This window comes from Nitrososphaera sp. AFS, assembly GCF_009898475.1.
Classification (GTDB): Archaea; Thermoproteota; Nitrososphaeria; order Nitrososphaerales; family Nitrososphaeraceae; genus Nitrosopolaris.
The window spans coordinates 1-13,142 of the sequence record NZ_QURE01000055.1 but is presented as its reverse complement, the minus strand read 5'-3'; the positions used below and the strand labels follow the sequence as shown (position 1 = coordinate 13,142).

Annotated in this window: 15 protein-coding genes; 9 read left to right on the top strand and 6 right to left on the bottom strand. The window is 37.7% G+C overall.

The window, feature by feature from the left end; genetic code table 11:
* The 8 genes from purE to DYY65_RS07425 form a co-directional block, all read left to right on the top strand.
* A partial coding sequence (purE, locus tag DYY65_RS07455) for a 5-(carboxyamino)imidazole ribonucleotide mutase (protein WP_162477347.1) occupies nt 1-443 on the top strand: 443 nt, incomplete at its 5' end.
* 210 nt (nt 444-653) lie between these two features.
* Complete coding sequence (locus DYY65_RS07450; RefSeq protein WP_162477346.1) at nt 654-2,081, top strand: cytosine permease; 1,428 nt, start codon at nt 654-656, stop codon at nt 2,079-2,081.
* The gene (locus DYY65_RS07445) at nt 2,078-2,587 is read left to right on the top strand and encodes a universal stress protein (RefSeq protein ID WP_201449391.1); all 510 of its coding nucleotides are present in this window, start codon (nt 2,078-2,080) and stop codon (nt 2,585-2,587) included. The genes DYY65_RS07450 and DYY65_RS07445 overlap by 4 nt, the downstream gene beginning before the upstream one ends.
* A gap of 5 nt (nt 2,588-2,592) precedes the next feature.
* Complete coding sequence (locus tag DYY65_RS07440) at nt 2,593-3,489, top strand: cysteine hydrolase family protein (protein WP_201449390.1); 897 nt, start codon at nt 2,593-2,595, stop codon at nt 3,487-3,489.
* A gap of 320 nt (nt 3,490-3,809) precedes the next feature.
* On the top strand, nt 3,810-4,628 hold the full coding sequence (locus tag DYY65_RS07435; protein ID WP_201449389.1) for a fumarylacetoacetate hydrolase family protein: 819 nt from the start codon (nt 3,810-3,812) through the stop codon (nt 4,626-4,628).
* Nucleotides 4,577-4,711, top strand: coding sequence for a fumarylacetoacetate hydrolase family protein (locus DYY65_RS13005; RefSeq protein WP_370519322.1), 135 nt, complete (start codon nt 4,577-4,579; stop codon nt 4,709-4,711). Before DYY65_RS07435 ends, DYY65_RS13005 begins: the two co-directional genes overlap by 52 nt.
* Before the next feature lie 254 nt (nt 4,712-4,965).
* Nucleotides 4,966-5,247, top strand: coding sequence for a hypothetical protein (locus DYY65_RS07430; RefSeq protein ID WP_162477343.1), 282 nt, complete (start codon nt 4,966-4,968; stop codon nt 5,245-5,247).
* 130 nt (nt 5,248-5,377) lie between these two features.
* Entirely contained in the window at nt 5,378-5,794 is a 417-nt protein-coding gene (locus tag DYY65_RS07425; protein ID WP_236561725.1) for a hypothetical protein, read from the top strand.
* 305 nt (nt 5,795-6,099) lie between these two features.
* Here DYY65_RS07425 and DYY65_RS07420 read toward each other — a convergent pair whose 3' ends face one another.
* From DYY65_RS07420 to DYY65_RS07395, 5 genes are all read right to left on the bottom strand, one after another.
* Nucleotides 6,100-6,381, bottom strand: a complete 282-nt coding sequence (locus DYY65_RS07420; RefSeq protein WP_162477341.1) for a hypothetical protein — start codon at nt 6,379-6,381, stop codon at nt 6,100-6,102.
* 26 nt (nt 6,382-6,407) lie between these two features.
* Nucleotides 6,408-6,635 carry a hypothetical protein gene (locus tag DYY65_RS07415; RefSeq protein WP_162477340.1) on the bottom strand — a complete coding sequence of 76 codons (228 nt, stop codon included), beginning with the start codon at nt 6,633-6,635 and terminating at the stop codon, nt 6,408-6,410.
* Between the two features lie 72 nt (nt 6,636-6,707).
* A complete protein-coding gene (gene priX / locus DYY65_RS07410; RefSeq protein ID WP_162477339.1) occupies nt 6,708-7,763 on the bottom strand; it encodes a DNA primase noncatalytic subunit PriX in 1,056 nt (351 codons plus the stop codon).
* Entirely contained in the window at nt 7,760-9,718 is a 1,959-nt protein-coding gene (locus DYY65_RS07405) for a hypothetical protein (protein ID WP_162477338.1), read from the bottom strand. The genes priX and DYY65_RS07405 overlap by 4 nt, the downstream gene beginning before the upstream one ends.
* 222 nt (nt 9,719-9,940) lie before the next feature.
* Nucleotides 9,941-10,168 carry a hypothetical protein gene (locus DYY65_RS07395; protein ID WP_162477336.1) on the bottom strand — a complete coding sequence of 76 codons (228 nt, stop codon included), beginning with the start codon at nt 10,166-10,168 and terminating at the stop codon, nt 9,941-9,943.
* 456 nt (nt 10,169-10,624) lie between these two features.
* On the opposite strand from DYY65_RS07395, the gene DYY65_RS07390 reads away from it, so the two are divergent.
* The gene (locus tag DYY65_RS07390; protein WP_162477335.1) at nt 10,625-11,773 is read left to right on the top strand and encodes a hypothetical protein; all 1,149 of its coding nucleotides are present in this window, start codon (nt 10,625-10,627) and stop codon (nt 11,771-11,773) included.
* Nucleotides 11,774-11,896: 123 nt separating this feature from the next.
* Here the strand turns inward: DYY65_RS07390 and DYY65_RS07385 are convergent, their stop codons facing one another.
* Entirely contained in the window at nt 11,897-12,850 is a 954-nt protein-coding gene (locus DYY65_RS07385; RefSeq protein WP_162477334.1) for a tyrosine-type recombinase/integrase, read from the bottom strand.
* Nucleotides 12,851-13,142 lie beyond the last annotated feature (292 nt).

Below are 13,142 nucleotides of genomic sequence, written 5' to 3'. Positions count from 1 at the left end.
TTGAAATCATGATGGAAGCAGTCAAAATGCTAGAATCTTTTGGAATACCATTTGAGATAGTAGTGACATCAGCTCATAGATCGCCTGAAGAAATGATCCTATATGCAAAGTGCGCAAAAAAGAGAGGCATAGAAGTGATTATAGCAGCTGCAAGCGGCGCAGCACATTTGCCAGGAATGATTGCTGCATTTACAACATTACCTGTTATTGCTGTACCACTAAGGTCATCTCTTCTAGATGGTTTAGATTCTGTTCTGTCAATGTTACAGATGCCTAAGGGAGTTCCTACTGCTACTGTTTCAATCAATGGGGCGACAAATGCTGCAGTTCTTGCCTGTCAGATTTTAGCTCTGCATAATGAACCTCTTACGCACAAACTGGATGAATTTAAATTGAGTCTGGCTGATGAAGTTAAAAAACAGGGAGCAAACGTTAAACTATGACTCGTTCTATATCGCAAAATAGTAGGTTATAAGTCAGGTAAGACAATTACATTACATAGTGATTAGTTAGCGCGTTTCCCTCTAAATGATTAATCATAAAATCTCAAATTTATGATATATGCTTACTTGGTATTTTTATTATATATATCAAAATGTCCATTTTTTAATACATTTACTTATATCTAACTGAAGCTTATCAAAGAATTACAAATGACAGAGGCAAAAGAGGAATATACTGATAGGCCAGTACCCGAACAAGCGAGATTGGGATTTTTAAAGCCGGCCCTAGTATGGGCTGGTTTTGCACATGCATACATCTGTATTTTCATCGGAAGTCAAATAATGGGCGGTTTAGGTGCACCTCTAGGATACGTAGCCATAGTAGGAGGACAAGTCTTCTTGTTTGCATACTCTGGGCTAATCGCGCATAGAGGGGCCAAATTAGGTCTAAATTTCTCGATGATGTGTAAGGCAGCATTCGGAAAGCATGGTTATGTTGTTCCGGTTATTCTAATATCAGGATTAGTAGCTGGGTGGTTTGTCTTCCAAGCATGGTTAGCCGCTGATTTAACTGTAGGCTTGTATGGTGGAAAGTCTTTTAACGCAGGACATGGAAGTGGCGTACTTCCAGGTATATTAGGTACTACTAGCTTTTGGGCTGGACTATGGGCTATTGTCTTTGGGCTGTTTGCAGTATATGGAATGAATGCAATGGCTTCGCTAGGTAAATTTGCTGTTTTTGCAGTAGCAGCCTTGGAAGTATGGATGATCTACTCAATATTAGTAGTTGTAGCGACACATACAGGAGGGAACCCATTAGTCTCACCCGTAGTTGGTAAGCATTGGACATTTGCGCTTGGTTTTACTGCATCAGTTGGAACATTTATAGTTAGTAGTACTATGACTGGGGATTTCGTAAGGTGGACAAAAAGCCCAAAACAAGCATGGGCTGTAACTGGGGTTGCGTTCCCAGTATGTAACATGATAACTCTTTTAATTGGTGGGATATATACAGCTGTAGCTGGACATCTTGACTTTTTCTTTGGCTTGGCTGCAGTAGCATTTGGGATACCCATAATGGTAATGCAATGGTTAAGCAATGGCTCAGTATGTGATGGATGTTTGTATAATGCAGGTCAAGGTTTCAGGAATTTAACATATTACGTCTCAAAGGGAAAAATTAACTTTTCATGGAGGAAAGTGACAATGATAATAATGTTTGTTGGTGCTGCAGTCGCAGTATCCAATCTTATAACCAATATAGTCCCATGGCTTAATACCTTAGGAGTTTTGGTCCCACTTGTTGGCGGAGTATTGATAGGTCATTATTGGATTGTTGCTAGGAAGAACAATATTAATGAACATATGCTTGCAGCTGACAAGAAATTCAATATTCCTGCGTTAATTGGTTTGGGAGTTGGACTGGCAATAGCAATAGTGATTCAATTTACTTATTCTGACCTTCCAGCTGTTATTGGTGGACTAATAGGTGGTATAGGAGTATATCCACTTATAGCGAAGATTACCGGGTACTACAAAAATGCAAGACTTACTGAGAAAGGGCTTGGAGGCAAGATTGGCTATGGTACTGCTGGAGCAATGGACAATGCGCCTACTTTTCCTGGTGCAGGAGTATGATAATTATGGAAGGAGTGGTAAACGAAACTGGTGTTAGGCTGGAGAGTAAACTGCAAATCTTCAAGAAAATTCTACTTGCGATTGATCTGTCTGGTTACAATGATAGAATTATTGATTATGGAGTCAGATTAGCAAAGACACTTGGTTCATTTGTATACGTTGTACATGTAATTGAGGAGTCACCAAAAAATCCTAAAGTTGATGTAATGCAATACTACGCCGAAGGTAAAGCGTATGAAGAAGATTACGAAACTGATATCAGGAAAAAAGCCAGAACACTTCTCGAACAAGCAAAGTTATCTGGAGAAAAAGAAGGAATAAACATGAAAATTGATATAATAACGAATACAAAGGTGCCTGAAGCTATAATCGAATTTGCAAAAATAAATGATATCGATCTTATACTTGTTGGAACTAAAGATATGACCGGGCTTAGATTTTTGTTAGGCAGTGTATCAAGTAAAGTCATTACGCATGCATCATGTCCAGTATTAGCAATCAGGTGAAATCCTTGCGCGAACTTAAAAGGAATCAAAAAAATCTTTCTCCTTCTCCTATACCAAACAAAGACTTTACATCTGCAAGTAGAGAAGAAATATTAAATAGAGTCGAGCAAGACTACAAAGATTTCAAAAACACACGGACTTTTAAATTTCCAAGTTGGCTTTATGGTCCTCCAAAGGGAAAACTATTCAAGGTAGAAGTTGAAGACTGTCCAAATTTCGGTGATAAGGCTTTCGTCGAATTTGACTCTGCAAGAACTGCCTTTCTGAGTATAGATATGCAAGTTGATTTTTGCGGACCAAAAGGTTATGTTGACGTTATGGGGTATGATCTTGGCTTAACTTCAGCTCCAATAAAGCCAATAATGCATATCCTATACACAATTCGAAATGAAACAGACATTAAAGTAATACACACCAGAGAAGGACATCTACCTGATCTTTCAGACGCACCATACAACAAAATCCTTAGAAGCAAAATCATTGGAAATGGGGTTGGAATTGGTAATATTCCGGATGGCGGTCTTGGACGGCTCTTAGTAAGAGGTGAAAAGAATTGGGACATAATAGATGATTTATATCCAATCCCTGGAGAATACATAGTAGATAAAGCAGGTAAAGGAGCGTTTGGTCAGAGCAATTTACCATTGATTTTGAGGAATTTGGGAATCACTCACCTTGTAATCACTGGTATTACCACAGATGTATGTGTTCATACTATAATGAGAGAAGCAAATGACAATGGCTACTGGTGTACTTTAATAAAAGATGGAACAGGCGCTACAGATTATGGTAACTATCAAGCAGCAATAAAGCAAATCAAGATGCAGGGAGGAGTATTTGGGTGGGTCTCAGATTCTAGCAAATTCACAAAAGCTATCAAGTCAGCTTTCAATGGCGGTTGATAAGATTATTTAGTTAAAACCAATTATAGACTGATTTTCTGTCGATTACTAATTTTATTTATCTTCCAGGTTTATTTTGCATATTCTAAACATATACAGGGCAATTGATAAATGATAAGTGGAGCTGAGCCTTCACGAAGAATGGAGTGAGTTAGTCTCATAAGGGGTTGTGATGTCATAGGCGGGCTATTCACAAGACGTAATTCTGGAGGATAAAATTGGCTCACACCATACTGATGTAATACTACACAATCGAACAAATCAACGTCAGCTCACCATGCCAATTGGTACAGTAGCTGTGGATGTGCTTAATAGTTACCTTGACTATAATAAATCTATGGAGGTACTTTTACTTAAAATTAGCGAGGATTCTAAAACGTGACAGCACGAGCTTTATAATCATTAACAGTGAAAGAAAGGCAATTACTCTAGACGAAATAGCAAAGGAAACTGGATTAACATTACCGATGAATTTAGAACAATTCCTATTTGGAGAATATTTTCAGAGATTAAAAGAGGTTATGGGCAAATTAACATTTGTTAACGATTTAAATGAATTTAAAATTCTTCCACCCATTATCGATTCTTTCAAGATAATATGCTTGGCGTTTAATTACATTGACCAACCAAGTTGGTTACGCTTTGGAAAGGATCCTCCTAAAGAACCCGTTATATCCCTGAAGCCTAGAACCAGCCTAATTGGTCCTATGGATGACATCCTTTGTCCAAAATTTGTAAAGCAGTTAGACTACGAAGGGGAACTGGCATTAGTTATAGGCAAGAAATGTAGGAAAGTCGCTGAATATGATGCGCTCAAATATGTTTCTGGTTATTTTGTATTGAATGATATTTCTGCACGTGATCTGCAATTTGCTGATAAACAGTATACTAGAGCAAAGGGTTTTGACACATTTGGGCCGTGTGGACCATGGTTAACTACTAGTGATGAAATCCCTGATCCCAACAATCTTCATATAACAACTAATGTAAATGGGGAGATCAGACAAAATTCATCCACCAAAAATCTTGTCCTAAAGATAGACAAGATCATAAGTAGTATGAGCAAAGTCATGACACTTGAACCTGAATATCAACCGGCACTCCAAGTGGGACTGCCTTATCTTTTTCATCAGGTTTAAAGTACTTGAAACATAATGACATAGTAGAAGTTGAAATAGAGAGACTTGGAAAAATCGCAAATAGAGTATTGTTTGTGGATTAGGCTGGACTGGGCATCATTCTTTATTTGTTCATATACTAACTGATCTTGACAATTTGACCGGGTATCGGTCTCCCTCTTTGTCTTGTACCTAAGATCTTTCCCTCATGGGTCCCCTTAAAGCCCATTTCAGAGCTTGTAAAGGACTAGGTATTCCTCTAAGAACCATAAGGAATTATCATCCTGACGAATTAGACGAAATGATTATTTGAACGAACCTGTACAGAAGACATCTTAACGAATTTCAGAAATTAGAGATGGGTAAGTCTCTGGAGGGAATAGAGGTAAAGAAAGCAATGCAAAGACAGAAAGAAACGCAGTTCAAAACTGGATATGGGCCTATTTCAAAGAAACCTATTCCAAATGAACGTGGTTGTTCATCGCAGTGGTGTTTCAAGCCAGTCAGAAGTAAAAAACATCCTCCAGGTAATACGGTTCGCGTAACCAGCACCCAGCATGGTAACCAGACGTATCGGTATACCTCCCGGGAGGCAGACCAATCAAAAAATCAAAGATATCCTCAACGTGGTTCATATTAAGAAGGCAAAAGCCGCATCTTCTATGTTTTTCTTGCAATATTTGCAGATTTCTTGTCTATTTCAATAGATGTAACTTCCGCATTTTCTTCGCTTAACACTCCAATTTCTAGATGAGATGTTTTGGGGGTTTATGATCTCGCGCCGTTACCAAGTGGTAGTAACACATTTATTGACCGTTGCTGTAAGCCTGTATGTTATGGCGAAGTTAGAGGAAAACAAACATTCAAGCAACACCACAAAAACAGATGCAAACATAGCTGAATATATAGGACTGATTCGTCAGTTGAAGTATTCGTTCAGTAATTCAATTGACATAGCATCGAAGATAGTCGAGCAATCAAAGAAGGTTGGTCTATCCGGTAAAGAATTTCGGAAGTCCATAGTTGAGCAGATGGATATAATACAGGTATGTGGTCTGACTCAAATGCTTTCTCTTATGTTAAAAGAATTCCTGTTGGAGCAAGGTGATGAAAAATGTGGAGATGATGTCAACGAAATTGTCATTAAATGCAAAGATGTTTGCAAGAAAAATGGCCCGGCAAAATAAGCAATCAAGATACGCTGTTATACCATCACACCATGCAAGAAATCTAATTATGACATGACATAGATTTTCATAATCTGATAATAAACCTATAAAGGCAGAAATGTACATCTTTTCTTCAACTAGTTGTGACTCCTTCCACTTTGGGATTCGTACTGACAACTTCTATCGTTGCCAACTTCAAAGGCCCGTACTTCTGATGTGCAATATTGCACTACCTTTGCAAATATTTACAATAAAGAGAACTAACGTACACGTTAGTCGCATTGGTGTTCCTCCCGGGAGGGACTGGTATACCAGTCGTCAGTTCATGATTCATATTCTGAGATAAACTTCTCATAAGCTGCATCATCCTTTAAGTTAAATGTTTTCATGATTGTTTCCTTTCGTTTCTGCATTATCATTTCATCTGTTTCTAGTATTCCACAAGTTATGCAGTACCAGCCAAATGCTTGTAGTTTACGTTTTTCAGGATTATAAGTTCGTAGAACACTTGATGTTAACAGTCTAGTCCTAAGATATACCCTAAAGTTTTGTTCTTGTGATTTACAGGACTCACACATATGATATTTCTGAGTGCCATATTTCATTATGATATTCTATCAAATGTATTAAGTCATATTTGTAAGTTATCAATCGGCACATTGACTTTGGGCACCCGTCTTACCAATCCCACCAATGAGGGATAGCCATTAAGTGATTCACGTTTGCTAATTATAGCAGTAATTGACTTTATCAATTCCTTCATATCAGTGGCCATAGCCTGTACAGTAGTCTGTCTTGTGCAGTAGTCTTGTTTTATTTTTTCTCGTCTAAGATATTCAAGTTTAAGAACTTCTATCATACTTTCTCTTTAAATCCGTACCGTGGTTTTGTAATTCGTAACCGCCTCATCATCTAGTTTTGTGGATTGTACTCAGTGGTATAAGTAAACTAAGTTGTAGAGTTCTGGATTCTCTTCTTCTAAATTGCCTAATGCAATTGGAAAATAACCAACTCTTGCTGCTGCCTTTAAACTTTCTTTGATCTTGGCATCTAAGTTAAAATCTAATGGCCTTTTTTCGCTACATAAGTCTAGCCATTTCTTGGCTATATTGAATGCATGAGCATAAGAGAGTTTTTTGATATTAATTAAATAGGGCGCCACAATAAGCCTTAAGGCATTCTTTCTGTAGTCAGGTATTGGTATATTAAGAAGTGTCTCAATCCATTGTCGTTTAGTTGGTGCATCGGTTGCATCTGAGTACCTATCTCTCCTTCTCTCATCTGCTACCATACTTATTTTCTGCTGAATGAGGTACCTTCTAAAGTCACGAAGTATCCAATTTATTGCAGGTCTAACACCATTCCATTCTTGTACAATCCGGACTGTCTCATTGTTCTTTGAGTTGATAGTTCCGGGAATTCTAATCATGCAATTCTTGAAGCTTAGACCCTTTGTATGACATTGGTCAGCTTTTTTATCTGAAAGAAATTGTTCAGCAAACTGTAAGAACATCCTAGAACACTGGCTGCCCTTAACTAGATCTGCGAATACAGATTCAGTCTCTAAGACAATGGCTTGAATAGGTAGATAAATATGATAGCCATTTCCTGACCATAATACAGTCGGTTCTAATTTATCATCCTTAAATGCCGCCTTGATATTCTTCAACGTCCTGTTTAGCGCCCTGTTAAGTGCCAGCATTGAAGGAAAGTGTTCCAGGTCAAGGTCGATGAATATAAAATAAGGTGCCTGTCCAAGCAAATCATACGCCCAGTCCTCGCGAAACGGATAGGCGTTAATCTTGCAATCTAAGAAGTTGGCCGATTTATACCTAGCTAGCGCTTCTTCGATGGTGTCAACTTTAGTTTGAGCGTTCTCCTGCGCTTTAGTAGATACAGTCCTAGGCCAATGAGGCTCTTCCAAATGACGTAGTATGAAAATCAGACCCTCTGATATTTCGATTCCAGTCCAGGACCCTTGTGTCATTGACTGCTATCCTCGTTTGTCATTTGAGGTCTAGGCGGTGGTTTTGAGTCAAATGGAGAAGAGAAGTGAGCATCAGTTTGAGTCGGATGAGTCGCATGAGTCGCTTTGCTGACATTCGACGACGTATTTGCTACTTCTGTAGACATAGTTTTTTCTACATTTTTATCTTGAATATCTGAATTACTCTCCGATTCATCATTTAAACCTTCAATTTCTTCATCCAAAAACTTCTGTGTTATGTAGCCATCAAGTCCAGCATCCGACTCATGCGACTCATCCGACTCACCAACGGTGACCTCCAGATTAACATTGAACTTTTTATCAAGCGATCTTAATTTCTCTTCTTTGAAGACAAGTTCCTTACTCTTTCCTCGGTGCTTTGGTCTATCAGCCGAAAAATCCGTCATTAATATCTCAGTTATCTGCTTCTGTGATATTGTTCCATACTCGGAACTCTCATAAGATAACGGTCTTTTAGGTATATCGCTACCAGGTAAAGAGTTTTTAATAGTTTGCCATATTGTTGCTGTAGCCAGCTGATAATGTCCTTTGCTTGTAAGCTGTTTAATAACCCGATATAGAAATGAGTGAAATGTATCGATGTTCTTACTCCTTCTCTCTCTAACAAAATGGCTTACCACAGGTAGCAATTCTCTTGAGGTCTTGGTATCTTGAAATATTCTCAAAATTGGTTTGAAAAGTTGTTTTTCTCTATTGGCTATGTTTAGTTTGATATTTGGTATCTTGTCATTATTATGAAGCAATCTGAAAAGAAGCAGGATGTTCCTTAGCCTATTTATCTCGTTTAATTGGTCCTCAAATTCCTCTTCTTGAGCAGCATTAGCCACCTCTAAGATATCATATTTAGGAGAACCAGCCTGGCATTTTATCTCTACGGTTCTTTCTCGAAATCCCTTAGCCTTGATAGAGTCAGGTAGCTTCTCTGCGGCGAACGCTTTGAAACCAAAAGTACAATATCCATCTTGCCTTCTTCCAGTCGAGGTTTCGTCATCATTTCTAGTTACTCTGATTCCAGTCGTATAACCTGATTTGTAAATTTTCATTTTTTGTGGGCTTTCATCTAGATCATCAGCCTCATCCTCGCATATAGTACCTTGTCCCTCCTGAAGTGGACCCAAAAAGCGGAATATATTTGAAGGCGTCATATCTGCAGAGAACATATTTCTATACGCAAGTAAATTGAAAACTAACAGGCGATTTGATTTTCCTGACTCTGGCATGCCCACAAAGAAGAGGTAATGGGTCATTCCAATACTGTCCTGCTTGTAGGTGTAAATGGTGTCTGCTGTACACAATGAAATTTCGTTATCGTCTGCTGCATTGTATTTTTGCCACTCTGACTTTACTGATTTGTAAAGACCGTCCAGCGTCTCAGTCTTTGCTTTCTCAAGCAAGTCATCGAATTCTTGTTTGGATTTAAAGACGTAGGGTCGGTTCAAGTACATGCGATTAGTAAGTGGAAGAAATGTCTCATTGTATTCTTGTACTGACTCCTCCAGTTTTATAGTACCATCATTGTTAGTTGCAAAAAATGGAGTCCCGGCTACTATTACGGCTTCTGCAAGAAAATCCTTTCCTCTGTACTTTTGTATATAATACTTTTTCTCTTTCCCAGTCTTTATGTTATTCTCTATCTCTTCCTCTATACTTTGTAGGTTCCCAAGTATAACCTCGGCATTATTATCAGCTGAGTCTGTTAGCATTGTTATGAGTTTAGGATTCACACCTCTCCGCTTCAGTTGTTTTTCCAGTGTTTGAATTGTTTTCGGCCAATCAGATTCTAAAGGAGAGGTGATTAATTTCTTATCATATTTATGGTTGAGTTGAATTACTATATTGCCGGTTCTTAGGTAGTATTCATACCTAGAAACTACTTGCTCCTGCTTTAGTTTGTCTGTCAGTTCTAACTTAATTACACTGTCGTCATCAGCCAAATTGTATCACTGATTCTTGTAGCTGCTCCTGTTTTCGCAGCATTTTTAGCAGGAGCGGTATGATGTCGATTGAAGTGAGTGTATTTTCAATTATTGGTCTATACTGACGGTAGTTTCCACATGTTCTACAGATGCAGTCTGGACGTACTAGCCTGTCTAGGATATCTTCACAGTTTTTGTCTTGATAATCTTTATCTATCGACCTTACTATTTTATAAATAGTCATCTAGGAGTGACCATCCTACTTGACTGAAAGTTTGTAAGGGCGTTAGTGCGGAGCTTGGCGGCTACTCTAACGCCTGATTCCTTTCGAATTAGGATTCGTTCGGGTTTGTCTTCAATTATCGTATTTGACGGGTGATTCGTATAGTGTTTTGCCAGGGTTGGCAATAATACACATGAAGCACTAACTGTGAGCCGTATTGTCCCTAACTTATTATCTTTATACATAACTTTCACATCAACTGCTTTGGAACTTTGCTATACAGTTCTTGCAAACCTTAAGTGATATTGCTCCATATCTCTTGGCATCTACTGTAACGAGTAGCGTAGCTTTTTCAAAGCAGCCAAATGCTTCACAGTACGTATTCGAACCTGGTGGTGATGATACCTTATTTATGAGAGTTCATCTCCTCTGTGATTCAGGCCTGGCTTGGTCGAGATTCCAGTTCCAAATCTACATTGTTTTTCATATCTCTGAGTACCAGTCTCAAGATATACCTGCTACGGCTGACATCTCCACGTTCCTTATCTATTTTTTTTATTATTTCTGCTGGAAACGATATTCCAGCTGTCTTGCATCCTTGCATTTTTTACAAGATTGATTAATTAGTCCGGCGTACCTAATATTTTGGGACTGAATAGGAAAAGGTAAAATTTAAGATTGAAAACTAGCTTTTGGGGCGAATGTTAAAAAAAAGTCTGAAAGGAAAATCATATCGTAGACTATTGAAAGTTATAGGTGCAAGTCCAGAACCACTATCCAGAAGTGAAATAATGTATAAAATGCGTGACATTGATCCCACCTCTGACTGGAGATATGTATATGAAATGCTTGAAGATCTATATCCAACAAATTGGGGAAATGGAAGCAGGTATTTTTGTCTAGATGATATAATTTCTCAAGATCAAAGGGCCTCTTCAAAACTAATGACAAAAATGATAAAAGAATTTCCACCTAACTATCTAGGAAAGAAAGAAAAATTAGACCTTGCTAAAAAGAAAGACACATGTAAGACATACATATCAAAGAATTCGAAGAAAGAGATTACAAACATTACCGTAGAAGGTGGAAGCAATAATAGCGTTCATTTACAACCCCCGTTTCCCCATAGTAGAAATCCTGACACACCATTAACAGTAACTAATTACATAGAAATCACAACAATCATCAATAATTACAAGTACATTATTGATGGGTATTTAAGAAAGAAAGGGAGAAAGACATATGCACATGGTCAGACTTACGGTAGTCCATATCTTGATTTAACACGCATCGACGATAGGCTTGGTTTAGCATCTGACCCAAGTGGGACTGTAAGCAGATACAGACTAAATTTGCGCGGTCTAATGTTACTGCTGCTGTCAGAGGAAGATCCAGAACAAGTCAATTGTGTCCTTAAGAATTTAGCAAAAACTGATAATGACATTCATATAAAGCGTGACTTCAACGGGTTACTATATACGGTAAAAGAAAACTATCCGTTCTTATCAATCTATTTCGAAAAATTCCTTGAGGTAACGGATAATTTTGCATTCCATCGTCTCAAGGCTATTGCGATGGAAATTGAATACACACTGGATAAAATCTTATTAGAAGAACTAAAGAATATAGTAACGCGTAAATTCTATTCTGGTATAGAGACTCGCGACTGGAGTAATGCCACCTCAAGCATGTCGCGCACTAGATTATTGGATTTAGCCATCCTGGGAGTCGTCCCAAAAGAGGTTTCCTTATACAAATTGAGTATTCTCTATTATCTTAGATCACTTGTAGAAAATGAGTTATTCCTTATTGATGTCATGATTGATGATAATAAAGATCAACGCTTTTGATTTTCTAACTTGATTGCAAGAACTTCAGGTTTTACATTGGATAGTTTCGGGTTCTGCTGTATTAATACCATTATATGATTAAATTGTTGATTCATCTCTTCACGCATAGTCTTCATATCCTGTTCATACCTTTGTTGTAATATTTGAGTTTCCTTTTCTTTTTCCTTCCTGTTCTATGATTTTGTTAGCAAGATGTGACTCTAACTGTTCCACTTTAGGCACATCTTTCAATTTCTCTTCATATTCAACTATTTTTTTCTTTAATCTGTATTCATCATTAATAGTGAGGGCATCTACAGCTTTCATATACTCTAACAATATCTTTTGCTGGGATTTCTCATTATTCTTATCATAATAAACATTATCTAAGTTGACACTATGTCCCATCAGCAATTCCTTAAATGTATATGCAACATCTGAATTCATTAAGGCGGTATTGAAGAACTTTCTGAAACTGTGATCAGGTTGTAATTCTTCGAATGACAAGCCAGCTCTTCTTATGAGAAAACGCATCTGTTTGTTTATAGATTTGCTTGACAGTGGAATTGGTCTGTTTGTTTTTCCTGAAAACATGGCGAATTTGTCACGTATTAGCCAAGATTCAGTTGTTATCTTCTCGCCCTGAGATTTACGGTATTTTATGTATTCATCAAGGCTAGCCAAAAATTCCGGAGTAACTAGGGCAGTGTAAACTGAGTCTTTGCTTTCAGGATAGACTGTCACAATTCCAATTTCATTATCCAGCCTCTTGACTGATTTGATTTTTAGTGTCTCAATGGCTCCAACTCGTATGCCACTGGAGGCCATCAATAATATAATACAACGATCTCTAGGATCAGCTACTGACAATAATTTCTTTATCTCCTCTTTTGTATAGGATCTGTACGAGTTAGTTACATCATCGGGATAGAGCTTGGCAATTTTTTTCCAGGGTAAAGGTATCTCGTTGAACTCGAGGAAGGATTTGACACCATTAAGATAGAACTTTATACTGTTAACAGATAACTCTCCCCTAGTTGGTTTACCTGCTGATTTTTTAGCTATTTTTTTGAGGTGTATGATGTAGTTTAATATCATAGCTTTGGATCAAGTGATCCGGATTTACATTAAGGAATCTGCAAAACAATAGGAGATGATTAGCGTATGTCTCAAGTGTACTTTTTGATTTAAGACTCTCAAGCCAGAATGTACAGGAGTTGTAATCTCTTAATTGCAAAGACATACATACTTATGAAAGTATGTACTTATTAAGGATACTAAATAGTACAGTTATTTAGGCATAAGTGGATTTAAAACTATAAAACAAATGGCTTCATATTGCTAACTATAGTTAAATATCCCACTGTTTTTGCTGATTGAAGTAATTCGA